At 68.6% G+C, this 22522-nt stretch carries 21 protein-coding genes; 7 read left to right on the top strand and 14 right to left on the bottom strand.

What is annotated here, in order from left to right; translation table 11 throughout:
- Nucleotides 1-134 precede the first annotated feature (134 nt).
- Nucleotides 135-1337, top strand: a complete 1203-nt coding sequence (locus tag ACLJRL_RS05680) for a sensor histidine kinase (RefSeq protein ID WP_410654910.1) — start codon at nt 135-137, stop codon at nt 1335-1337.
- A gap of 4 nt (nt 1338-1341) precedes the next feature.
- Here the strand turns inward: ACLJRL_RS05680 and ACLJRL_RS05675 are convergent, their stop codons facing one another.
- The 7 genes from ACLJRL_RS05675 to ACLJRL_RS05645 form a co-directional block, all read right to left on the bottom strand.
- Entirely contained in the window at nt 1342-1683 is a 342-nt protein-coding gene (locus tag ACLJRL_RS05675; protein WP_410654909.1) for an RNA polymerase-binding protein RbpA, read from the bottom strand.
- Between the two features lie 65 nt (nt 1684-1748).
- The gene (gene secG / locus ACLJRL_RS05670; RefSeq protein ID WP_125783705.1) at nt 1749-1979 is read right to left on the bottom strand and encodes a preprotein translocase subunit SecG; all 231 of its coding nucleotides are present in this window, start codon (nt 1977-1979) and stop codon (nt 1749-1751) included.
- 140 nt (nt 1980-2119) lie between these two features.
- Nucleotides 2120-2905 (bottom strand): triose-phosphate isomerase, encoded by a 786-nt coding sequence (tpiA, locus tag ACLJRL_RS05665; protein ID WP_410654908.1) that lies wholly within the window; start codon nt 2903-2905, stop codon nt 2120-2122.
- Entirely contained in the window at nt 2905-4119 is a 1215-nt protein-coding gene (locus ACLJRL_RS05660; RefSeq protein ID WP_410654907.1) for a phosphoglycerate kinase, read from the bottom strand. Before ACLJRL_RS05660 ends, tpiA begins: the two co-directional genes overlap by 1 nt.
- Nucleotides 4119-5123: a type I glyceraldehyde-3-phosphate dehydrogenase gene (gene gap / locus ACLJRL_RS05655; protein ID WP_410654906.1), complete on the bottom strand. Its 1005-nt coding sequence runs from the start codon at nt 5121-5123 to the stop codon at nt 4119-4121. Before gap ends, ACLJRL_RS05660 begins: the two co-directional genes overlap by 1 nt.
- A gap of 341 nt (nt 5124-5464) precedes the next feature.
- Entirely contained in the window at nt 5465-6652 is a 1188-nt protein-coding gene (locus tag ACLJRL_RS05650) for a winged helix DNA-binding domain-containing protein (protein WP_410654905.1), read from the bottom strand.
- A gap of 38 nt (nt 6653-6690) precedes the next feature.
- Nucleotides 6691-7563 carry a hypothetical protein gene (locus ACLJRL_RS05645; protein WP_410654904.1) on the bottom strand — a complete coding sequence of 291 codons (873 nt, stop codon included), beginning with the start codon at nt 7561-7563 and terminating at the stop codon, nt 6691-6693.
- Nucleotides 7564-7670: 107 nt separating this feature from the next.
- On the opposite strand from ACLJRL_RS05645, the gene ACLJRL_RS05640 reads away from it, so the two are divergent.
- Nucleotides 7671-8315 carry a LysE family translocator gene (locus ACLJRL_RS05640; protein WP_410654903.1) on the top strand — a complete coding sequence of 215 codons (645 nt, stop codon included), beginning with the start codon at nt 7671-7673 and terminating at the stop codon, nt 8313-8315.
- A gap of 10 nt (nt 8316-8325) precedes the next feature.
- Here the strand turns inward: ACLJRL_RS05640 and ACLJRL_RS05635 are convergent, their stop codons facing one another.
- A complete protein-coding gene (locus ACLJRL_RS05635) occupies nt 8326-8748 on the bottom strand; it encodes a nitroreductase/quinone reductase family protein (protein WP_410654902.1) in 423 nt (140 codons plus the stop codon).
- An 87-nt stretch (nt 8749-8835) separates the two neighbouring features.
- Here ACLJRL_RS05635 and ACLJRL_RS05630 point away from each other — a divergent pair, with 87 nt between their 5' ends.
- Complete coding sequence (locus ACLJRL_RS05630; RefSeq protein WP_410654901.1) at nt 8836-9774, top strand: AraC family transcriptional regulator; 939 nt, start codon at nt 8836-8838, stop codon at nt 9772-9774.
- Here ACLJRL_RS05630 and ACLJRL_RS05625 read toward each other — a convergent pair.
- From ACLJRL_RS05625 to ACLJRL_RS05605, 5 genes are read right to left on the bottom strand one after another with little or no spacing between them, the layout of a single operon-like run.
- Entirely contained in the window at nt 9758-10171 is a 414-nt protein-coding gene (locus ACLJRL_RS05625) for a type II toxin-antitoxin system VapC family toxin (protein ID WP_410654900.1), read from the bottom strand. The two genes, ACLJRL_RS05630 and ACLJRL_RS05625, sit on opposite strands and share 17 nt — an antisense overlap.
- A complete protein-coding gene (locus ACLJRL_RS05620; RefSeq protein WP_410654899.1) occupies nt 10161-10427 on the bottom strand; it encodes a type II toxin-antitoxin system Phd/YefM family antitoxin in 267 nt (88 codons plus the stop codon). Before ACLJRL_RS05620 ends, ACLJRL_RS05625 begins: the two co-directional genes overlap by 11 nt.
- A 43-nt stretch (nt 10428-10470) precedes the next feature.
- Nucleotides 10471-14949: a hypothetical protein gene (locus tag ACLJRL_RS05615; RefSeq protein ID WP_410654898.1), complete on the bottom strand. Its 4479-nt coding sequence runs from the start codon at nt 14947-14949 to the stop codon at nt 10471-10473.
- Between the two features lie 10 nt (nt 14950-14959).
- Nucleotides 14960-15700, bottom strand: a complete 741-nt coding sequence (locus tag ACLJRL_RS05610) for a hypothetical protein (protein WP_410655174.1) — start codon at nt 15698-15700, stop codon at nt 14960-14962.
- A gap of 53 nt (nt 15701-15753) precedes the next feature.
- Nucleotides 15754-17208 (bottom strand): hypothetical protein, encoded by a 1455-nt coding sequence (locus ACLJRL_RS05605; RefSeq protein WP_410655173.1) that lies wholly within the window; start codon nt 17206-17208, stop codon nt 15754-15756.
- 108 nt (nt 17209-17316) lie between these two features.
- On the opposite strand from ACLJRL_RS05605, the gene ACLJRL_RS05600 reads away from it, so the two are divergent.
- The 4 genes from ACLJRL_RS05600 (at nt 17317) to ACLJRL_RS05585 (ending at nt 21851) form a co-directional block, all read left to right on the top strand.
- Nucleotides 17317-17754, top strand: a complete 438-nt coding sequence (locus tag ACLJRL_RS05600; protein ID WP_410654897.1) for a PPOX class F420-dependent oxidoreductase — start codon at nt 17317-17319, stop codon at nt 17752-17754.
- 286 nt (nt 17755-18040) lie between these two features.
- A complete protein-coding gene (locus tag ACLJRL_RS05595) occupies nt 18041-20599 on the top strand; it encodes a PQQ-dependent sugar dehydrogenase (protein WP_410654896.1) in 2559 nt (852 codons plus the stop codon).
- 213 nt (nt 20600-20812) lie between these two features.
- Nucleotides 20813-21421, top strand: coding sequence for an RICIN domain-containing protein (locus ACLJRL_RS05590; RefSeq protein ID WP_410654895.1), 609 nt, complete (start codon nt 20813-20815; stop codon nt 21419-21421).
- Nucleotides 21422-21467: 46 nt separating this feature from the next.
- Nucleotides 21468-21851 carry an NUDIX domain-containing protein gene (locus ACLJRL_RS05585; protein ID WP_410654894.1) on the top strand — a complete coding sequence of 128 codons (384 nt, stop codon included), beginning with the start codon at nt 21468-21470 and terminating at the stop codon, nt 21849-21851.
- On the opposite strand, the gene ACLJRL_RS05580 is transcribed toward ACLJRL_RS05585, so the two are convergent.
- A complete protein-coding gene (locus ACLJRL_RS05580; protein ID WP_410654893.1) occupies nt 21826-22437 on the bottom strand; it encodes a TetR/AcrR family transcriptional regulator in 612 nt (203 codons plus the stop codon). The two genes, ACLJRL_RS05585 and ACLJRL_RS05580, sit on opposite strands and share 26 nt — an antisense overlap.
- Nucleotides 22438-22522 lie beyond the last annotated feature (85 nt).

Here is a 22522-nt window from a genome sequence, read left to right as displayed (position 1 = left end):
CCGACTGGGGGAAACTTACCGCCCTAATACATCCACCCGTTAGCATCCGCACATTTGTTCGTTCCTGCGCGTCCCGATCGGGCGAAGAACACGTCTCATCATTCAAGTCCACAAGACGAGTGAGGTCGCCAGCGATGAGCACAGAGGGTATCTCGATGCCAGGTATCTCGGTGGGCGGCTCCGGAGCGGGGGCCGCCGACCGGATGCGCCGCGCCGCCGGGGTCATGTCGTTCGTAAAGGTCAAACGTCCGGCGCTGGCCGCGCTGGGGGTGGACACTCTCGCGATCTTCCTGGCCGCGCTCGACGTCTGGCTGGTGATCCCCGAGAAGGCCCAGCCGTACTCGATCTACCTGTCCGGCGCCGCGTGCCTCGGCCTCGCCTTCCGCCGCAAGCTGCCGTTCCTCGCGGTGATCGCCACCGTCCCCGGTTTCATGGCCGGCTGGTCACAGCTGGCCGCGATGATCGCGCTCGGCTTCCTCGCCACCCGCAAACAGATGCACTGGCAGACCTGGACCGGGTTCGCACTCGTCTTCACCTGCCGGTTCGTCCAGTGGCCGCTGCCCGACTTCGTCGAGCTCAGCTGGCGCGAACACGTGCTGGACGGGATTTACGGCGTCATCGTCGCCGGGATGCCGGTGGCCATCGGCCTGCTCATCGGAGCGCGGACCGAGATCTCGCAGAAGCTCGCAGAACTCGCCGCCAGCCGTGATCGCGAACGCCGCTTCCACGCCGACGCCGTCCGCGCGGAAGAGCGCGCCCGGCTGGCGCGGGAGATGCACGACGTCGTGTCCCACCAGATCACGCTGATCGCGATGCAGGCCGGCGCGCTGCAGGCGCAGACCAATGACGCTCGTTCGCTCGAGACCGCCCTGGTCATCCGGAAACTGAGCACCAAGACGCTCGAAGAGCTGCGCTCCTTGGTGAGCGTGCTGCGCTCGGGCTCCGAGGACGACGGGCCGCGGCCGGGGATCAACGAACTCGACCGGCTGATCCGCGGCTCGGACGTCCCGGTGCACCTCACCGTCGAGCGGATCCCCGATCTGCTCCCCAGCCAGGTTTCGGCGGCGGCCTACCGGACCGTGCAGGAATGCCTGACCAACGTGCACAAACACGCGCCCGGCGCCACCGCGACCATCCGGATCCAGGGCGAGCACGGGGCGCTCAAGGTCGAAATACGCAATGAGCGCGCCCGGACGTCCGGTGCGGCCCTGCCCTCGGGAGGGCACGGGCTGACCGGTCTGGCCGAACGCGCTCGACTGCTGGGTGGGAGTTTCGAAACCGCCGACACCGAGGACGGCGGGTTCCGGGTGCGTGCCCGGTACCCGCTCGACCGGTGAGCGGCTAGATCTCCCGGCGCTGGCGCAACCGCTCCAGCGCCTCGGTGAGGATGGCCTCACCGTCGGCGTCGGAACGCCGTTCCTTCACGTACGCGAGGTGAGTCTTGTAAGGCTCGGTCCGCGGCGCGGCGGGCGGGTTCTGCTCGTCCTGCCCACCGGGCAGCCCGCACCGAGGGCAATCCCACTCGTGGGGAATCTCGGCGTCCATCGAGAACGAGGGCTGAGCCTCGTGCCCGTTGGCGCACCAATACGAGATTCGCCGCCTTGGCGCCGATTCACCCCGTTCCGATTCGCCCGAAGGTCCGGCACCCACACGGGTGCCCCGAATCGCATTACCGCCAACCATGAATCCTCACACCTATAGGGATCGGCGGCGCGCCCCCCATAGGCACGCCGAAACACCTGGATGGATCAGACCTTGAGCAGGAGCCCCAGGCCGATGATGCTGATCAGCCACACCGAGCCCAGCAGCACCGTGATCCGGTCGAGGTTCTTCTCGGCCACGCTGGAACCGGACAGGCTCGACTGCATACCGCCACCGAACAGCGAAGACAGACCGCCGCCCCGGCCGCGGTGCAGCAGAACGGCCACCACCAGGAAAAAGCTGGAGGCGATCAACAGGATTTGCAGGAACAGCTTCATGTCATCCTCTGCGCTCTTGGAGAATGCAGGAAAACGGTGTGCCACCAGCGGCTCATGACCACCAGAACACACCGTACTCCTGGACTCGTCCACTGCTGTGTGACGGACCGGATACCCAGGCTACCCGGTTGATGCCCCGATCAGGGCAGGGGCCCGCCCGCGGCGAGTGCGCAGAGTTTGGTGAACTCGTCACCATCCAGGCTGGCACCACCAACGAGCGCACCATCGATATTCTCGCAGGCGACGAGGTCACTGATGTTGTTGGCCTTCGCCGAGCCGCCGTAGAGCACGCGGACCGAGGACGCGACCTCGGCTCCGTACTTCTCGGCGAGGGTGGCGCGGATGGCTCCGCACACCTCTTCGGCGTCGGCCGGGGTCGCGACCTTGCCGGTCCCGATGGCCCAGACCGGCTCGTAGGCGACGACGACGTCCTTGACCTGCTCGGCCTTGAGCCCCTTGAGGCCCTCGACCAGCTGGGTCGTGGTGTGGGCGATGTGCTCGCCGGCCTCACGGACCTCGAGCTTCTCCCCCACGCACAGGATCGGCGTGATGCCGTGCTTGAGCGCGGCCTTGGCCTTCTTGTTGACCAGTTCGTCGGACTCGCCGTGGTACTCGCGCCGTTCCGAGTGCCCGACGGTGACGAAGCTGCAACCCAGCTTCGCCAGCATCAGGCCCGACACGTCACCGGTGTAGGCACCGGAGTCATGCGGCGACACATCCTGGGCGCCGTAGGTGAGCGACAGCTTGTCGCCGTCGGTCAGCGTCTGGACGCTGCGGATGTCGGTGAACGGCGGCAGCACCGCGACGTCGACCTTCGCGTAGTACTTCTCCGGCAGGGCGAAGGCGATCTTCTGAACCAGCGCGATGGCTTCGAGGTGGTTCTGGTTCATCTTCCAGTTGCCGGCGATGAGCGGTTTGCGCGCCACTAGTCGTTCTCTCCCAGCACTGCGACCCCGGGCAGTTCCTTGCCCTCCAGGTACTCCAACGACGCACCGCCGCCGGTCGAGATATGCGAGAAGCCGTCCTCCGGGAGGCCGAGCTGCCGTACGGCCGCGGCGGAGTCGCCGCCGCCGACCACGGTGAAGGCGTCGCTCTTGACGAGCGCCTCGGCCACGGCACGGGTGCCGCCGGCGAAGGACTCGAACTCGAACACGCCCATCGGGCCGTTCCAGAACACGGTCGCCGCGTCGGCCAGCTTGCCCGCGAACAGCTCGCGCGACTTCGGGCCGATGTCGAGACCCATGCGGTCGGCCGGGATGGCCGACGCGTCGACGACGTCGAACTCGGCGTCGGCGGCGAAGCCCGTCGCGGCGAGGAAGTCCACCGGCAGGATCAGTTCGACGCCACGCTTCTCCGCCTCGGCGAGGAAGCCGGCGACCTGCTCCAGCTGGTCTTCCTGCAGCAGCGAGTTGCCGACCTCGTGGCCCTGGGCCTTGAGGAAGGTGTACGCCATGCCGCCACCGATGAGCAGCCTGTCGACCTTGGTCAGCAGGTTGGCGATCACCGCCAGCTTGTCCGAGACCTTCGCGCCGCCGAGCACTACCACGTACGGCCGGGTCAGGTCCTCAGTGAGCTTCTTGAGGACCTCGACCTCGGCCAGCACCAGACCGCCCGCGTACGCCGGAAGCGCCCGCGCGATCTCGTAGACCGAAGCCTGCTTGCGGTGCACGACGCCGAACCCGTCGGAGACGAACGCCCCGCCCGGGACGAGCGCGGCGAGCTCGGCGGCCAGTGCCTGGCGCTCCGCCTCGACCTTGCTGGTCTCGCGCGCGTCGAAACGCACGTTCTCCAGCAGGGCTACCTGGCCGTCGTTCAGCCCGGCGACGGTGGCCTTGGCGGACTCGCCGACCAGGTCACCCGCCAGCGGGACATCGATGCCGAGCAGCTCGGTGAGCTTCGCGGCGACCGGTGCGAGCGAAAACTTCGGGTCCGGCTCGCCCTGGGGACGGCCGAGGTGCGCCGTGACGACCACCTTCGCGCCCGCCTCGGCGAGCCGCTTGAGGGTCGGCAGGGCCGCGCGGACGCGGCCGTCGTCGGTGATGGTTTCCCCATCGAGCGGGACGTTCAGGTCGGAACGCACGAGTACGTACCGACCTGAGACGTCCTCGCCCAACAGGTCTTCGAGGTTCTTGACGGCCATCAGGAGAGCTTGTTCCCGACCAGGACGATGAGGTCCGCGAGGCGGTTGGAGTAGCCCCACTCGTTGTCGTACCAGCCGACGACCTTGACCTGGTCGCCGATCACCTTGGTCAGCGGCGCGTCGTAGATGCACGAGGCCGGGTCGGTGACGATGTCCGACGAGACGATCGGGTCGGTGTTGTAGCGCAGGATGCCCTTGAGGGGGCCGTCCGCGGCGGCCTTGTAGGCGGCGTTGATCTCCTCGACCGTGGCGGTCTTCTTCAGCTTGACCGTGAGGTCGGTGGCCGAACCGGTCGGGACCGGGACGCGGAAGGCGAAGCCGTCCAGCTTGCCCAGCAGGTCGGGGAGCACCAGGCCGATGGCCTTGGCGGCACCGGTCGAGGCCGGCACGACGTTGACCGCGGCGTTACGGGCGCGGCGCAGGTCCTTGTGCGGCGCGTCCTGCAGGTTCTGGTCCTGCGTGTACGCGTGGATGGTGGTCATCAGGCCGTGCTCGATGCCGAACGCGTCGTGCAGGACCTTGGCCAGCGGGCCGAGGCAGTTCGTGGTGCACGAGGCGTTGGAGATGATCGTCTGCGAGCCGTCGTACTTGTCCTCGTTGACGCCCAGCACCACGGTCAGGTCCTCGCCGGAGGCCGGCGCGGAGATGATGACCTTCTTGGCGCCACCGGCGAGGTGCGCCTTCGCGGCCTCGGCCTTGGTGAAGAAGCCTGTCGACTCGACGACGACGTCCACGCCCAGGTCGCCCCAGGGCAGGTTCGCCGGGTCGCGCTCGGCGAGCGCCTTGATGGTCTTGCCGTCGACGACGATGCCCTCGTCGCTGACGCTGACCTCGCCCGGGAAACGGCCGAGGATCGTGTCGTACTTGAGCAGGTGGGCCATCGTGGCGACGTCGCCGAGGTCGTTGAAAGCGACAACCTCGATGTCGTGACCGGCGGCCTGCACGGCCCGGAAGAAGTTGCGGCCGATGCGGCCGAAGCCGTTGACACCTACGCGAACCGTCACTACTGCCACTCCCTTGAGACTCGTCCGGGATCGCCCCGGTAAGACGTCCGTTACTCGGGCGCAACCCTAGCGTGCGAGCCAGGGCGGCCCTCTTTGCCCTGACGAGACTTCCACCACTCGGTGGGTCAGGTCAAGAATCGATTAAGTGGTTCGCCACCAGCACCTCTGTTGCGAACTCTCAGCTTTCCTGTGCTAGGCGCTGTCCGATAAGTCTGCTCGATGGGCTTCGTGATCCAGGTGGTTCCTGGCGGTGCGGGCGGGTCGCCCTCGTACCGGGCCGTACTCGGGTGATCCCGCCCGTGCCGTCAGGGACCACCTGGGCGCGAAGACCGCGAGCAGACTTATCGGACAGCGCCTAACCGTCGCTCCAGCGGCGTCCGCATCCGTGGCGTGACTCGCACCTCTCCGAACCACTCGGCCAGGTGGTTCGCCTCCGCTTCGACGGCTCGCTCGACGTCCGCACTGACGTCCTCCAGGAAGTGGTGCACGACCTCGCCGTCCGGACGCTGCGCCCAGCCGCCGACGATCCGGCCGTCGGCCCAGACGGTGGGCCCGATGTTGCCGGTGCCGTCGAACAGCGGCGCCTTGTGCGGGCCGAGGTACCACTCGCGCTCGATCCACCCCATCGAGGTCGGATCGAGCGACGGGAGCAGGGCGACCCAGGGCTCGGGCTCCGCGACCGGCTCCAGGTCGTCGGCGAGCACGACGCCGGGGACGCCGTCCAGATCGACCTCGACGGGTTCGATGGCGGCGAGGGCCTTCTTCGTCTGGCCGACCGTCCAGCCCATCCACCAGCGCAGGTCCGCAGCCGGGGCGGGGCCGTAGGAGTACAGCCACTTGCGGGCGAGCTCGACCCTGGCCGCGTCGGCGTCCCATTCGGTGAGGCCGTGCGACAGCCAGCCGGACATCGGGGCCCAGTGGTACTGGCTGCTGATCCAGCTGCCGCGCGGACGGCCGCGCACGATGCGGCCGTCGACGGCGAGCTGGAACAGGACACGGCTGGTGACGTTGGCGATCGCCTCGTACGGCTTGCCCTTCGCCATCAACAGCTGCTGTTTGAGCCGCGGCTCGTCCTCGCTCAGTTGCTGCGCCGTCGCGGAGCCACGGGCCTTGAGCGCCCGCTCGGTGGCGTCCTCGACGTCGGCCAGCCAGCGCTCCGGCTCGGGCACGTTCTCCGGGTGACCCTGCTGCCCGAGATGCTGTTCGAGCAGGCGGCGCTGCTTCTTGGCGATGTCGGCCGAGCAGGCCGCCTGGATGAGCGCCGCGTTCTCGTGCCCGACGACGAAGACCGTGCGGCGCATGCCGAGCATCCGGATCAGCGTGCGCTCGTCGTAGAGCGCGTTCTCCACCTCCGCGACGCCGTCGCCCTTGACCCGCGCCCACGCGGAGAGGTGCACCGACGCCGGATCCGTGGCGTGCAGCGCGACGACCGCGTCCGCCGCGTCGTGCACCGACGCGGCGGGCGTGGCGAGGCGATGCCGGGTGGCCAGGCGAGCACGGCGTTGCCGGATGCCGATCTTGAGGGTCACGGATCGTTCCTACCACCGGACGCCGACAGAGCGTGGGATCAGTCCGCGTGCGGCCTGATCGTGTGCTTCGCGTCGGCACCGCAGACGAAGACGTTGACCGACGAACCCGCCAGCTCCCAGCCGGGCCCGTCGTCCGGCTGATCGCAGGAGCACTCGCCGTCCGGACCTTCCGAGCTTTCCAGGGCCAGCAGGAGTTCGAGCCCGGCACCGCAGTCCGGGCAGATCAGCGGGAAACTCCGGGAGTCGGACGTCCACCAGACGTTCAGGCCGCCGAGCTTGGAGCCGGTGGCCAGCGGAGGCCAGGCGGCTTCGGCCTCGCCATCGACGAAATCACCATGCTCATTCGTGAAGGGCAGCGTCGCGTTGAGCTCGGCCGGTAGCTCCGACGGATGCGGATGGTCGACGACCTCGCACGGCGCGAACGAGCAAGGCCGGGCGGGAAGGTACTCGTAGTGGTCGCTCTGGAACGGCTCAGGCGGGCTCTCGAGCAGAGCGGTCACTCCGGCGGAATTCCGCCAGACCACCTGAACACCCGGCCCCCAGTAGCCTGGACCGTCGTGCGGGTCCGGGCAGAACAGCACCTGCAGCAGGTCGGTGCCGTCCGGGAAGGGCAGCTTCGGGAAGTCCCGCCGGAAGAACTGCGCCACGCCTCCCAGCGGCATCGCCTTCTCACAGGGATGCGCCGCTTCCAACTCGGCGGCCGGGGTGTGGATCACGCCCGGCGCCGCCTCGTTCCGCGCGGTATCGGGACAATGCGGCCAGGGCTCGTCGACTGGCCACAGCAACGGTCCGCCGATGTGGCTGTCGTGCGCGGTCGGTGTACCCGCCCGGGGATGCAGGCGGACGGCTGCCCGGGCGTAGGAGGTGAGGTCGGGGATTCCGTCGCCGTTTCCCGGCGAATCCGAAGGCATGACACGGATGCTAGAAACAGCACGGCGGCCGTCGGTCGTCTTTCGCTTCTTTCCTCACCGTCGGAAATCCGCTGCGCCTCGCCCGCCGCGCGCCGTAACCTCCGGGCATGGTCTCCGCCGGGCAGTTCGCGGCCTTCGCCGCCCTCACCTTCCTGATGATCGTCGTACCGGGTCCGAGCGTGTTGTTCACCATCAGCCGCGCGCTGACCGTCGGCAGGCGCGAGGCGCTGCTCACCGTCGCGGGGAACGCCGTGGGCGTCTACCTGCAGGTGCTGGCCGTCGCGTTCGGGCTCGGCGCCGTCGTCACCGGGTCCGCCACGGCGTTCACCGTGATCAAGCTGGCGGGCGCGCTGTACCTGGTCTATCTCGGGGTGCAGGCGATCCGGAACCGCCGCGAACTCGCCGACGCCTTCGCGGCCGAAGTCCGGACCACGCCGGGCCGGACGCTCACGGTCCTGCGCGACGGGCTGGTCGTCGGCTTCGCGAACCCGAAGTCGATCGTCTTCCTCGCCGCGATCCTGCCGCAGTTCGTGGACGCGTCGGCCGGTTCGGTCCCGGTGCAGATGCTCGTGCTCGGGGTCTGCCTGCCGCTGATCGCGCTGATTTCCGACACGGTGTGGGCGCTCGTCGCCGGGACCGCGCGGACGTGGTTCGCGCGGTCACCGCGACGGCTTCAGCTGGTGGGCGGGACCAGCGGGCTGGTGATGATCGGGCTCGGGACGTCGCTCGCCTTCACCGGCCGCAAGGACTGACGGCGCGTGGCTAGATCCGCTCCAGTTCGATCACCGGGATGACCCGGCTGGTCTTGCGCTGGTAATCGGCGAACTGCGGCTGGACGGCGGACTGCTTGGCGTAGACGTCATCGCGCTCGGAACCGGTGAGCACCCGTGCGCGGATCGGGAAGGTCTCGGTGCCGAATTCGGCCTTGGTCTCCGGGTTGGCCACCAGGTTGTGGTACCAGGACGGGTTTTCGTCGGCACCGCCCTTGCTGGCGAAGATGAAGATCCGGTCGTCCTCCAGGAACGGGACCAGCGGCGCGATCCGTTCGGTGCCGGACTTCGCGCCGGTGTGGTGCACGAGCACCAGCGGATAGCCCTCGAACATGCCGCCCGCCTTGCCGCCGTTCGCCCGGAAGTCGGTGATCACGGCGCGGTTCATCTCGTCGAAGTCGATCGTGTCTGCCATGAACTTGATCATATGACGCGCAATGTGGTCGTATCGATGCCTGAATACGCCACGAACATATCCATCTGTCGCACTATCCTCGATGGCATGGACCTGTTGGCCGAAACTCTCGCCGTGGGCGGTGTCCGGGGCACCGCCGGAGCCCGGATCGAGGCGTCCGGGCCGTGGGGGATCCTCTGGCACGGCATCGCCGGCGCGGCCTTCTACGCCATCACCTGCGGTACGGCCTGGCTGGACCTGCCGGGCCACCCGCCGAGGCAGCTCATGCCCGGCGACGTCGTCCTGTTGCCGAACGGACCGGAGCACACCCTGCGCAGCGCCCCGGACGCCCCGATCATTCCCGGGCTCTGCACGGCGGCGGAGAAGGCACGGGACTGTGGCGGCGTGCTGCGCCTCGGTTCCGGGGAGGTGCAGACCCATGTCCTCGGCGCGTCCTACGACTACGACCCGGCGGTGTCCACCCAGGTGCTCGCCACCCTGCCGGAACTGGTGCACATCCGCGCGAACCACGGCGGTGGCGGGCTGGACGACACCGTCCGGCTGCTGTCGCGGGAACTGGCCCAGCCGCAGATCGCCACCGAATTCGTTCTCAACCGGCTCGTCGACATCCTCCTGGTCCAGTTGCTCCGCGTGTGGCGGACCGAGAAACCCGCCGAGACGCGCGGAACCTGGCTCGGCGTCCTCGGCGATCCGCTGATCAGCGTGGCGCTGGTCAAGATCCACGAGGACCCGGCAAAACCGTGGACGACCGACCTGCTCGCGGCGGAACTGGCGACCTCGCGCAGCACGCTGACCCGCCGCTTCCGCGAAACCACCGGCCGGACCCCCGGCGACTACCTCACCCGGTGGCGGATGGACCTGGCCGCGGTCCGGCTCCGCGACACCGACGACACGATGGACACCATCGCCCACTCGGTCGGCTACACGTCGGTGTACGCGTTCAGCCGAGCCTTCCGGCGCGTACGCCGCCAGGCCCCTGGGCAGTATCGGACCGCGAGCCGCTCTCGGCCTACTCCGGCCGAGTAACCGGGACGACGTCGAGAAGTTCTTTCAGGCCTTCGAAATCCTGAGGATTCGTGGTGTACAGCGGCATCCGGTGCGCAACGGCGACACTGGCGATCATCAGGTCGGCCACCCGTCGCCGCGGCGTCCTGCCCATCGCGAGCACCGACGCCGACACCCGGCCGAAGATCCGCGCCGCCTCCGTGCCGAACGGCAGCGGGTCGAACTCGGACTCCACCCGTTGCAGCAGATCCGTTCGCCGGGCCCGCTCCTCGGGATCGATGGCGTAATGCGGACCCGCCGACAACTCGGCGAGCGTGATCGTGCTGATCGACATCAGATCCGGCAGCTGGGCGTGATCGATCGCCCGCCGGAGGATGAGGATGTTCGTGTCGAGCAGGCCGTGGACCTCAGCGGCCATAGGGATCGTCCGCCTCCCCCGCGAAAGCGTCGTCGAGGTCCGCGCGGAACCTGTCCGGATCGATGAGCGGAGCGTTCGCCGAGACGGCCGCGAACTGGTCCCGTGAGACGGCGTGCCGACGGCACAGCGGGACCAACTGGGCGATGGGCGAGCCGCTACGGGTCACGGTGAAGGTTTCTCCGTGCTCGACCGCGTCCATGATCTCGCCGGATCGGTTCCGGAGATCACGCTGGGAGATCTCATGCTGAACGCCCATAGCTGCATCGTAGCACCCTGTGCCACCCTGTGCTACCTTGTCGTCAGGCCGTCTCCACCTCCGCGTCCTCGGGCGCCTCGGCGGGCCGCGTGAACAGCCGCGTCGCCGAAAGCCGTGCGACGCCGTCAGGCTCCCCGAGTTCGTCGGTGGCGCTCCGGATCGTCGCGTCGACGGACAGGTACTTCCGCCCCGCCCGCAGATCGGCGTCGTTGCGCAGTCGCACGATCAGCGGGAACTCGCTCAGCGCGCCGGCGTCGAACAGGCCGGTCGTGTAGATCAGCTGGACGCCCAGCGCCTCGGCGACCGCCCGCTGCAACTCCAGCAGGTACCCGGCCGACGCCCGGCCGATCGGGTTGTCGAGGAACAGCACGCCGGAGTGCCGGTTGCGCGCCTTGCCGCGGTTGTTGGCCCGCAGCGCGGCGAGCGTGCAGTACAGGATGATCGCCGCGGTCAGCTGCTGCCCGCCGGAGAACACGTCGCGGATCTCGGACACGCGCTGCCGTTCGGTCCGCAGCACGGAGTCCGGCTTCAGCATGTCGACCCGGAAACCCTTGGGAGCGGCGGCCTGCACACCGCGCAGCACCAGGGAAAGCCCGTCCCGTTTGACGTCGCGGCCATCGGAGGTCTTCCCCACTGCTGCCTCGTCGACGACCTCGCCCAGTTTCTCGGCGAGCACGTTGTCCTCGAGTTCGGTGAACCGGATCCGCAGGAACTCCTGGCCGGACCAGTCGCCGAGGCCGTCCGGCAGCCGGGAAACCCGTTGTGCCGCACGGAGTGTGCGCAAGGCACCGTCGACCATGCCCTGCAGGCGGGTGATGATGCCGCCGCGGTGACGGTCGATCTGGGCCAGATCGTCGGTGAGCGTGCGCAGCCGGGGCCGCAGTGCCTCGGCCCACTCGGCGGCGTGCGCGGGCAACTGGTCGCGGCGGACCGAGATCACCTGCTGCCGCACCGGCGTGCTGAGCTTCTCGAACCGCTTGTCGGTGGCGTACTGCGCCAGCTGGTCGGCGGCGGCCCGGACCCGGCGGTCGCCCGCGTCGGCGGCCTCCTGCGCTTCGGTGAGCGACGCGTTGAGCCGGGAATGCTTGGTGCGCGCGGATTCGACGTCTCCGTCGAACGCCGCCGAATCATCCTCTTTGGACAGCAGGAGCGCCATCGACTCGGCCAGCAGGCCGAAGCCGGACGCCGACGTCTTCGCGGATTCCAGCGTCGCTTCGGCCTCGGCGCGGCGTTCCTGGAGTTCCTCCCACTTCCGGGCGGCGGCGGAAACCTCGAGGCTGGCGTCGTCGATCAGCGCCAAGCCGTGCTCGATGTCCTTCGGCCGCGCGTCGGAAGAGATCGCGGCGAGCGCCGAGGGCTGTTCTGGAAGCTGGCTCAGTTCCGCCTTGCGGGTCGCGACCAGGCCGACGATCTCGGTGCGCTCGTCTTCCAGCACCGCGACCGCCCGGTTCGCCCGCGCCTGCGCGGCCGCCCGCGCCGAAGAGTCGGACCCGTCCGGCGTCTCCAGTAGTTCGGCGGCCCGTTCGCGGACCGCGTCGTCGAGCGCCTCGATGGCCGCCCGTGCCGACGCTTCCACGCTTTCCGCCTGGTCAAGTTCGGCCCGCAGATCGCTGCCGACCTCGACCTTCGCGTACGCCTCGGACGCCGACGCGAAAGTCCGCCGCAACGCGTCGACCGGTTCGGCGGGCGTGGCGTCGTCCTCGGTGACATCGCTCGATCCCGGCACCTCGGCCAGTTCCGACTTCGCCGTCGTCACGGTGCGCCGGTGACCGTCGGCGGTGCGCTGTTCCTCGCCGGCCTGCTCGCGCAGCCGGGACGCCTTCACCGCGGCCTCGGACGCCGTCGACTCGGCCCGCTCGGCGACCTCGGTCGCCCGCTCGACGTCGTCCGTCCACTCGGGAATCTTCCCCGCACGCGTGGCGAGGGCTTCCAGCCTGCGTGCCCGCTCCCCCGCCTCGCCGGACGCCGTGCGCAGTTCGGGAACACGCTCTCGAAGCGTGTTCGCCTTCTCGCCGAGGCGCTGGAACTCCTTCTCCGCCTGATCCAAAGCGGTGTGCGCGGTCTCCTGCGCGGTACGCGCGCTCTGCAGCTGTTCGGCCAGGGTCGCGATGCTGCCGGGCGGGTAATCCTCGCGCCAGGTCTTGAGTTTCCACGACAGCGCGCCGTCCTCGGCCAGCGAGGTCGCCAGCGCTTCCAGCCGTCGCTGCCGTTCCGCGTGCCGGCGCGCGATGGCCTCACGCTCGGCGTCGGCCGCTTCCTCGTCGTACATCGCCGGGTTGGGCGGAACGAGGAACTCGATCCCGGCTTCACCCGGCAGGCGATCGGTGGCGGTGGCTTCGGTCGTGGCGACCGGGATGATCGTGGTGGGCAGCAAGCGCCGTTCGGCGAGCACCTTTTCGGCGAGCCGGACCTGCTCCGGTTCGTTGAGCAGGATTCCCGAGACCAGCTGGGGCGCCCTGGCCAGCACGGCCGCCCGCCGCTTCGGGTCCAAAGTAGACAGATAGCGCCAGCCGGACCACGCGTTCATCCCCGCGGCTTCCAGCGCGTCCAAAGCGGCCTGGACCTCTTCGGTGGCGGGCAGGAGACCACCGGAACCGAGCGCGGCCAGCGCGCGCTCGTCGACGGATTCCTCCATCCGCAGGGAGGTCTGTTCCTTCTCCGCGGTCGCACCGGACTCACGAAGACGCTCGAGCAGCACCGGAAGATCCGTCTCCAGCGCGACGTCGTCCACGCCCAGAAGCTCGGTCAACCGGGGTTCGACGGCGAGCGCGTCGGTGCGCCGGTTGGCCCGGTCCAGTTCCTCCGCCGCGCGCTCCAAACGGTCCTTTGTGGACCCGGCCAGCCGGTGCGCGTCGTTGACGGTCGACTGCGCGGAGCGCAGATCCTCGGCGACCCGTTCGAGTTCCTGTTCGCGCCGGACGAGTTCCGCGGCGGTCGTCTCGGCTTCGGTCCGGGCCGAACGTGCCGCTTCGGCGACGTCGGCGCCGGCTTTGAGCGCACCGGCGCGGACGACTTCCGCGATCTCCTCGCGGATCTCGGCGATCCGCGCGCCCAGTCCCCGGGCTTCCGCGCGGCGCGAGGCCGCGAGGTTCGACGACTCGTCGCGCTCCGACTGGGCCTTTTCGGCCTCGGCACGCAAGGCACCGACATGGGCTTCGGCCTTCGTGGCCTGCTCGGCCGCGTTCTTGGCCAGCGCCAGCAACCCCCGGGCGAGCGCGGACGCGGCGGTGTTGCGCGCCTGCAGCGCGGGCTGCGCCTTCTGCTCGCGATTCCCCACCAGTTCCCGGAAATCGCGGGCCTTGCGCGCGGCGTTGAGATGGTTGAGCACGGTGGCGCATTCACGCCAGGCCTCGGCGGCCGTCTTGGCTTCGGAAAGTTCGCCGTCGATCCGCTTCTTGCTCTCCTGCGCCTCGTCGAGCCGCAGCTTCCCCACCAGCCGCCGCAGTTCGGTGACCCCGGCGGTGAGCCTGCGATGGTCGCCCTCGGCGAGTTTCTCCGCCGACTTCACCTCGTCGACGTGCTGGTCGAGCCCGCTCAGCCGCTCGTTCTCCAGCTTGTCCCGGCCCTTGACCTGACCGGCCAGCGTCCGCATCTCGGCGCGGGCGGCGTCGGCGAGCTTCCGCGACGCGGCGGCCACACCTTCCTCCTCGGCCAGAGGTCCGAGCAGATCGAGCGCTCCGGCGACGAAGTCCCGCTCCGCCAGCAGATCCCCACGCTGGGCGAGGTTGTGCGCATAGGTCGAGACGACCTCGGCGAGGTCCTTCGGCTCGTCCTCGGAAAGCACCGCGCGCAGCAGGAATTCGATGAACGCCTCGTCGGTGTTGAACGCGAACGCGTCCGCCGCCTCGCCTTCGCCCGCGTTCATCGCGCGCTGGTACCGGAAAAGCTCGGTGTCGAGCCCGAGCCCGTCCAGCCGGGACGTCCACTCGTGGTGACGCCGGGTCCAGAACAGCTCGAGTTCCGGTTCCCCGCCGTGCACCTTGTCGAGCTTGTCGTGGAATCCGGACATCGTGAGCAGCCGGCCGTCCGAGGTCAGCGGCAGCGAATCCATGTCGAGTGAAGGTGTGGGGCGGAAGCAGTACCAGGAGTCGGCCAGGTTCTCCGAATCCGACGACACCACGTGCCCGCGCCATTCCGACACCTTGCCGGTGATCACGCGCTGACCAGTCTCGACCTGTAGCCACTCCAGCACGACGTGCGAGACGTCCTTGGCGGCGACGAACTTCTCCAGCACCTTGGTGTTCGTCGTGCCGACGACCTGACGGCGGCCGGGCAGCATGACCGAGAAGATCAGCTTGATCAGGACGGACTTACCGCCGCCGTTCTCCAGGAACAGCACACTCGCCGGCGACGGGCGCCGCGGCGGGCCTTCCCCGGCGAGGTGGATCCCGGCGCTGAACAGCGCGTCCTGCTTGGGCGCGGTGATGGCCGCGCCGACGCCGCTGAAGTCCAGCACGACGTCCTGGTACCGCGCGCCCGCCGGGCCCACCGAGTGCAGGCGAACCCGCGAAAGCTCGTACATCTTCTCCCCTTTAGAGCGTGTCCGACGCGGTCGCGCGCAAGGTCCCGCCGCCGTTGGCGACCGAGACCACGTTCAGCGCGAGCAGATCGTCGAAGGCCGCGTCGGCGGCGAGTTCGCGCACCTGCACCTGGTAGCGCGGCGTCGTCCGGTAGGTCCCGCCCTGTTCCCCGCTGACCTGGACCAGAAAGCCTTGATCGGCGAGGAAGCGCAGGGCGCGCGCGACCATGCCGCGCGTGGTGTCCGAGGCCAGCCTGCCGTCCTTGGTCGCCGCCGCCGCGGGTCGACGGGCGTAGGCGCGCCAGGCCTGTTCGAGTTCGGGCGCGTCGGCCAGCGGGTCGTTGTTCGCTTCGGCTTCGGCCGCACGCTCGTCGAGGATCCGGCAGGCCTCCCGGACCATCGCGTCCACCTGCTCGACGCTGACGCGGCCGATGTAGGTGTCATTCGCGAGGTCGTCCGGGCGCGGGTAGCCGAGCGCGGCGGCGGCGAGGTGGATGAGCCCGTGGAGGACCTTTTCGGTCTCGCGGCGCTCACGGATCTTGCTCTGCCGCGCGTAGCTGTCCATCTTGATCTCGAAGACCGACTCGTCGGTCGCGGCCAGCACGGCACCGGCCTGGAAGTTGACCTCCAGCACCATCAGCCCGAGCCCGGCCGCGACCGCGTGGGTGAGCTGCTTGAACGCGCTGTCCTCGCCGTAGCGCCGGACGAGATCGCCGTAGACGACGTCCCTCGACGGCAGCTGCTTCGGGCGCATTCCGAACGAGACCAGCCTGGCCGCGGATTCGACGTCCCCTGTGGTCACCGGCGTCACGCGACGTCCTCCTCTTCCTGGTCGTGCCGATCGACCCGCGCCGACGAAAGCAGCAGGTCCGCCCCGCCGAACTCCGGATCTTCCAGCAGCGTGCCGTCGTCGACGGCCAGCAGCACCTGGCGCTCCCCCAGCCGGAGCGCCGCACCGACCTCGGGACTGTAGGCGTGGACCGCCCGCAACGCGACCAGGGCGGGCAGCGAGCGATCGATCCGGCGGGCCTCTTCGAGCAGCCCGGACAGCCGCCGCGGCACCTCGGGCAGATCGAGCAGGTCGTCGGCGAGGCGCCACTGCTCGTCACCGAAGCGGTCGGTGACGTCGGCGGGCATGAGTTCGGGTTCGGGGATCTCTCCGACAAGCTGGTCGCGTTCGGGCGCCGGCCGCAGCAGCAGCGACACCAGCGAGGACAGCGACGGCACCGTCGGCGGCGAGATACCGGCCCCGGCGTGGAAGAACGACTCGGCGGGCGCGACGGCGTCGGCGATCGGCAGGCCCAGCGTCGGCATCAGCAGCTGGCCGAACAGGTCGATCGTGGCGCGCTGCGGCGGCCCGGAGAACTGCTGGCGGTCCTGTTCGGCGCGGAACACCGCCCCGGCGTCGGCGAGCCTCGACTGCAGCCTGGTGTGCCGGCGGATGCAATCGCTGACGATGTCGACGAGCTCGGCGGCACGACGCTTGCGGTCGAGGTCCTCGGTCTCGTCGCGGGACGCGGTGATGTTCTTGAGGATCGCGTTCTCCGCGCGGAAGCGGGACTCGATATGGGAAAGCGCCTGGTCGAGCAGGTCCGGTACCTCCCGCTCCCAGTCGACCGCGCGCACGTCACGCCGGGTGGCGTCGAGTTTGGCGCGCAGGGTCTCGCCGTACTGGACGGTGCGGTAGCGGGCCTGCTCGGCGGCGAGCTTCGCGTCGGCGAGACGGCCGCGGTTGATCAGGTTCTCCAGTTTGACCTCGGCCGCGATCTGCGCGGATTCGACGTCGGTGTCCAGCGCGCCGACCAGGACGTTGATCGCCTCGTCGGTGGCGCGCAGGTAGACCTCGCCGTCGGGCGCGGCCAGCTCGACCAGCAGCTTGAAGTCGAACTGACGCCGCTGGTAGCCGCCGCCCGGGCCGATCGAGCCGTAGACGCGGCGGAACCCGCGATCGGTGGTCCCGACGTTGATCAGGTTGTCGAGCACCCAGCGGGCGACCTTGGCGTGTTCGTCCGGCGTCCGGCCCGGGGCCTGGAGCGCGACGAACGGCAGTAGCCGCACGATCACCTGTTCGTGGTCGGCGCCGGTGTCGAAATCCATCGATACGGTGACCTGGTCGATCGTATGCAGCGCGATCTCGGCCATCTGGTAGATCGTGGCGTCCGCCCAGTCCAGCTTCGCCTTGCGCCCGTCGAGGTCGTGCAAGGGCGCGGTGCAGGCCAGCGCCTTGAGGCGGCGGGTCAGCCCCTCGTCGGCCAGCCCCATCCCGGTCAGCTCGTCGTCTCGCACAGCAGGCCAGGCTAGTCGGCACCCCCCGCACCCGCACGGGTGACCGGGGTGCCGGTCTCCGCGGACGCCGGTAGCGTCTGGTTCATGCGTGAAATGAGCCGGGACGAGTGGTGGAACTTCGCGAGTGAGGGCACCCGCACGGGCATGCTCGGCCTGGTCCGCGCGAACGGGGCGCCGATCGTGACGCCGGTGTGGTTCCTGCTGAACGAGGGCCCCGGCGGGGACGAGCTCATTTTCACCACCGGCACGGACACGCTCAAGGGGAAGGCGCTGCGGCGCGACCCGCGGCTTTCGCTGTGCGTCGACGACCAGAAGCCGCCGTACTCGTATGTGCAGATCACCGCCGAAGCGGAACTGCACCACGACTACGACGAGATGCTCGAATGGGCGATCAGGCTCGGTAGCCGGTACATGGGCCAGGACAACGCCGAGGCCTACGGCAAGCGCAACGCCGTACCCGAGGAGTCGTTGGTACGCGCCAAGATCGTGAAGGTCATCGCGCGGGCGGACATCGCCGGCTGAGCCCTCTCTTCCTTCGCGTTTAGTCCTCTAGTTGCGGTACTTGCACGCGCAAGTACCGCAACTAGAGGACTAAACGCGTTGTCCCGGTGGCCGGTGACACCTGGATGCGCAGGCTCGTCATGACACCCGGTGACGAACCAAGTCGAGTATTGACACGAAGCACCCACTGGTGTGTGATCTGTCCCATAGATAGGAAAGTTTCCTAACTAAAACTCCCGCTCTCCCCCGGGCCTCGCCCGGCCCGCCGTTGTACCTCCCTACCCCGACTTCACGCATGGAGGAACCAGTGGCACCCCGACCCCCGTGGCGCGCGCTTCTCACGTGTGCCGCCGCATCGGCGATCACCTTCGCCCTGGTGCCGGCGCTCCCCGCCGGCGCGGCACCGACCGAGCACGAATCCGAAGCCGCGACGATCTCCCAAGGCGCGGTCGAGTCGAACCATGCGGGCTATTCCGGCTCCGGGTTCGTGAACTTCGACAACATCGTCGGCAGTTATGTCGAGTACACGGTGAACGCCGCGCAGGCCGGAACCCAGACGCTGACCTTCCGCTATGCCAACGGAACCACGGTCGACAGGCCGGTCTCGCTGAGCATCAACGGCACCGCGGCCGGGACGCTTTCCTTCCCGGGTACCGGCGCGTGGACCACGTGGAAGACCGTCACGAAGGACGTCGCGCTGACGGCCGGGGCGAACAAGATCAGCACCACCTCCACCACCGCCAACGGCGGCCCCAACGCGGACAAGCTCACCGCGAGCGGAGTGACCGACGCCGAGGCGCCGACACCGCCGAAGAACCTGGCGGCCAAGGACATCAAGGCCCGCTCGGCCACCTTCACCTGGGAAGCCGCGACCGACAACGTCGGCGTGGTCCGCTACGAGGTCATGCGTGGCGGCAACATCCTCAAGACCGTCGACGGGAACACGCTCACCGCGACCGTCGACAACCTGACGCCGAACACCGCCTACGACATCTCGGTCGGCGCCTTCGACGCGGCCGGGAACCCTTCGCAGCAAAGCAATGTCGTGCAGTTCACGACTCCGCCCAGCGGCGACACCACACCGCCGACGGTACCCGGGAACGTACGCTCGACGTCAGTGACGGCCAATAGTGTTTCCTTGGCGTGGAACGCTTCCACCGACAACAGTGGCACCATCTCGGGCTACGACGTCTATCAGGGCAGCGCAAAGGTCGCGACGACGCCTTCGCTCGAAGCCACGATCACCGGGCTGACGCCGAACACCTCCTACACGTTCACGGTGAAGGCGCGCGACCCGGACGGGAACACCTCCGCGGCGAGCAGCGCGGTGACCGCCAAGACCAGCGGTAACGCGGGTGGCGGAATTCCCGAGTACGACAAGGACATCACCAAGGTCGACCTCGCCTGGTCCGTCGACTTCCTGCCGGACGGCACGGCGCTCGCGACCGAACGGGACCGGTTCGAGATCCTGCGGATCACGCCGTCGGGCCAGAAGACCACGCTGGGCAAGGTTCCGGGCGCGGTGGGGACCAATGGTGAAGGTGGCCTGCTCGGCCTGGCGATCTCGCCGAACTACGCCACCGATCACACGATCTTCCTGTACATCACGGCTTCCGGCGACAACCGGATCGTGAAGATGACCTACGACAACGGAACCCTGTCCTCGACGGCGACACCGGTGCTCACCGGGATCGCGAAGAACCGCTACCACAACGGCGGGCGGCTCCGGTTCGGTCCGGACGGCAAGCTCTACGCGACCGCCGGTGACGGGCAGAACAAGGACACCCCGCAGAACAAGGGTTCGCTCAACGGGAAGATCCTGCGGCTCAACTCCGACGGTTCGGCGCCCGGCGACAACCCGTTCTTCTCCACCGGCGGCAACGCCCGGTACGTGTGGAGCTTCGGGCACCGCAACCCGCAGGGCCTGGCGTGGGACTCCCGAGGTCAACTGTGGGCGTCGGAGTTCGGGGACGGTACTCAGGACGAGCTCAACCTGATCCAGAAGGGCGGCAACTTCGGCTGGCCGCAGTGCGAGGGCTCCACCGGTAGTTGCGGTGGCACGGTCGCGCCGAAGAAGACCTGGCCGACCAGTTCCGGCGGGCCCAGCGGGATCGAGATCGTCAACGACTGGATCTACGTCGCGGCCGTCACCAGCCAGCAGGTGTTCGCCACGCAGATCAACGCCACCGGCACCGGCGTCGGCTCCGTGCAGTCGCTGTTCTCCGGCCGTTGGGGCAGGATCCGCTCGGTCACCAAGACCCCGGACGGCGGTCTGTGGGTCACCTCGACCAACGCCGACAAGAACGGCGGCACGCCCAGCGGGATCGACAACGTGGTGGTGCGGCTGAAGTTCCCGGGTTCCTCGCAGCCGGGCGCGTTCAAACTGAACAGTTCCGCGTTCGCCGACAACGCGTCCATTCCGGCCAAGTACACCTGCGCCGGTGACGGCTCCGCGGGCCAGGACACCTCCCCACCGCTGGCGTGGGGTGCCGGGACCACGGGCGCCAAGGGTTACGCCGTCGTCTTCGCCGACGTGGCGAACAACGGCAACAAACTGCACTGGGCCATCTGGGATATCCCGGCTTCGGCCGCATCGCTTCCCGAAGGTCTCGGAGCGGGTTTCACCGTCCCGAACCAGAACGGCGCGAAGCAGAAGGCCATGAGCAGTGGGGCGAACTCGCAGAAGTACTTCGGCCCCTGTCCCGGCGGATCCACCCACCCGTACACGTTCACGCTCTACGCGCTGAACACCGCGACGGTGCCGGGACTGACCTCGTCCTCGACGATGGCGCAGATCGAGACGGCGATCAAGAACGCCTCGAGCGCCAACGTCAAACTGCGCGGCAACTCCAACGCCGCGACCTGAGCACGGTCGGGGTGTCCGGAGCGGCGCCGGGCACCTCGACCGTATCCAGGAAGAACTGGAGGAACGCCACCCCGTCCGGGATTTCCCGGCGGGGTGGCGTTTTTTGTCAGAAAGTACCTCGTTGACGGGGCCTGCACGGCACGGCAGGATCACCGGTAGCAGGTGTTCTGGTCGGGGCCCAGTGGAGACATCTGCGACGAACTGGGGAGCAGAGTGCGTAATCTCAAACGGTTCTTGGTATCCGCGACCGTCCTTGCCGGATTCTCGGCGCTGTTCGTCGCGCCCGCCGCGCAGGCGGCCGAGCCGACCAAGGCGGTCAGCGCCGGCGAAGTGAAGCTGCGCCCGGCGAAGGTCCGTGGCGCCGGACTCGCCATGCAGCAGGTGGCCTACTACATCGGCCCGGCCACGGACGAAACCCGGTGCCTGGACGCGGATATGAACTCCATCAACGGAAACGGCACGAAGGTCCAGCTGTGGACCTGCCTGATCGACGAGAACGAGACCGTGCCCGCCAACCAGGCGTGGTACATGTCGAAGAACCCCGAGGGCTACTACCGGCTCCAGAACGTCCACAGTGGCCGCTACCTGGACGCCGACCTCAACTCGATCGGCCGCAACGGCACCAAGATCCAGCTCTGGGACTTCGTGGCCGGCAGTAAGAACCAGTGGTTCGGTATCACCGAGAACCCCGAAGGTTTCCTGCGCCTGCAGAACGCGCACAGTGGCCGCTACCTCGACGACGACGCGAACACGACCGGCAATGGTTCCAAGGTCCAGCTGTGGGACTTCGTCGCGGGCGCCAAGAACCAGTGGTGGTTCTGACCTGGTCTTCTGACCGGTCCTTCACCGGCGGCTAGGGCTGCCGCCGGTGAAGGACTGGAAGTTCTGCCCTCGCTGCGGCGCGGGCACCCGGCACGCCGGTGACGGCGAAGCCCACGTCGAGTGCCCCGCCTGCGGGTTCACCAAATACGACAATCCACTGCCGACCACTCTCGGGCTCGTGCTCGAGAGTGGTCGGCTTTTGTTGCTGCGCAGGGCACATGAACCGCGGAAGGGTCATTGGGACACCGTCGGCGGATTCCTCTCCGGCGCCGAGACCGCCGAAGAAAACCTTGTGCGCGAAGGCCTCGAAGAAGAGAGTTCCGAGTACGCCTGGTTCCCGCTCACCGGTCTACCCGAAATCGCTTTCGCCGACGGCCGGGCGGCGGTGGCGGACCTGATCGCGCTCACCAGCCGAACAGGTTCCGCATGATCCGCGAGCATCGGTCGGTCATCGCCGCCGCGTCCTGATCGGGCTGATCGATCCACCAGCTGATCAGCGAATCGACGACCCCGGTCCACACCTGGGCGATCGCCTCGATGTCGCGATCGTCGTCGAGCCCGCGTGAGCGCATCAGCTGGGCGGCGCCGATCAGCGCGAACCCGTCGAGCCGGAAGCGGTAGTCGACCGCGACCCGGGCGATCTCGCCGGTCGAAGGCACCGTCGGGTCGCGGAGCAGTTTCCACGCGTAGCGGTCGTGGTCGAAGGTCTCGAAGATGGCCGAGAGCACCGCGAGCGGCATCCGCTCCGGCGGCCGGTCCGCCGCCGCCATCGTCTCGGCGACTCCCTCGGTCAGCCTGTCCCCCGCCCGGTTCAGGCACACGAGGTAGAGCCCGTCCTTCGAGCCGAAGTACTGGTACAGCAAGGGTTTCGTGACACCGACCCGGCGGGCGATCTCCACCATCGACGCCCCGGCGTACCCGTTCTTGCCGAACTCCTCCGTGCCGGCGCGCACGATCTGGGTTTCCCGCTCTTCGCGGGGCACGCCCTTGGTCCCGACGGCCCTTGCTTCTGTCACGGCCGGTATCTTACCCTGTGGTAAATGACCCTAGGGTAAGTTACCTTAAGGTCAGTTAGCGGCGCTGCAGAGGAAGAGGGTGCGG

The sequence above is a fragment of the Amycolatopsis sp. lyj-112 genome, assembly GCF_046549055.1.
In the GTDB taxonomy this organism is placed as follows: domain Bacteria; phylum Actinomycetota; class Actinomycetes; order Mycobacteriales; family Pseudonocardiaceae; genus Amycolatopsis.
The sequence above is the reverse complement of the archived record's forward strand: the minus strand, read 5'-3'. Positions and strand labels throughout refer to the sequence as shown.

What these genes read in the sequence shown, in the direction of transcription:
- ACLJRL_RS05645 (WP_410654904.1), bottom strand. Translation starts at nt 7,563, where the DNA reads ATGCCTTCGGATTCGCCGGGAAACGGCGACGGAATCCCCGACCTCACC.
- ACLJRL_RS05625 (WP_410654900.1), bottom strand. Translation starts at nt 10,171, where the DNA reads ATGGCCGCTGAGGTCCACGGCCTGCTCGACACGAACATCCTCATCCTC.
- ACLJRL_RS05605 (WP_410655173.1), bottom strand. Translation starts at nt 17,208, where the DNA reads ATGGGGCTGGCCGACGAGGGGCTGACCCGCCGCCTCAAGGCGCTGGCC.
- ACLJRL_RS05640 (WP_410654903.1), top strand. Translation starts at nt 7,671, where the DNA reads ATGGTCTCCGCCGGGCAGTTCGCGGCCTTCGCCGCCCTCACCTTCCTG.
- ACLJRL_RS05630 (WP_410654901.1), top strand. Translation starts at nt 8,836, where the DNA reads ATGGACCTGTTGGCCGAAACTCTCGCCGTGGGCGGTGTCCGGGGCACC.
- secG (WP_125783705.1), bottom strand. Translation starts at nt 1,979, where the DNA reads ATGAAGCTGTTCCTGCAAATCCTGTTGATCGCCTCCAGCTTTTTCCTG.
- ACLJRL_RS05615 (WP_410654898.1), bottom strand. Translation starts at nt 14,949, where the DNA reads ATGTACGAGCTTTCGCGGGTTCGCCTGCACTCGGTGGGCCCGGCGGGC.
- ACLJRL_RS05675 (WP_410654909.1), bottom strand. Translation starts at nt 1,683, where the DNA reads ATGGTTGGCGGTAATGCGATTCGGGGCACCCGTGTGGGTGCCGGACCT.
- ACLJRL_RS05620 (WP_410654899.1), bottom strand. Translation starts at nt 10,427, where the DNA reads ATGGGCGTTCAGCATGAGATCTCCCAGCGTGATCTCCGGAACCGATCC.
- ACLJRL_RS05635 (WP_410654902.1), bottom strand. Translation starts at nt 8,748, where the DNA reads ATGGCAGACACGATCGACTTCGACGAGATGAACCGCGCCGTGATCACC.
- ACLJRL_RS05600 (WP_410654897.1), top strand. Translation starts at nt 17,317, where the DNA reads ATGCGTGAAATGAGCCGGGACGAGTGGTGGAACTTCGCGAGTGAGGGC.
- ACLJRL_RS05680 (WP_410654910.1), top strand. Translation starts at nt 135, where the DNA reads ATGAGCACAGAGGGTATCTCGATGCCAGGTATCTCGGTGGGCGGCTCC.
- ACLJRL_RS05610 (WP_410655174.1), bottom strand. Translation starts at nt 15,700, where the DNA reads ATGCGCCCGAAGCAGCTGCCGTCGAGGGACGTCGTCTACGGCGATCTC.
- ACLJRL_RS05660 (WP_410654907.1), bottom strand. Translation starts at nt 4,119, where the DNA reads ATGGCCGTCAAGAACCTCGAAGACCTGTTGGGCGAGGACGTCTCAGGT.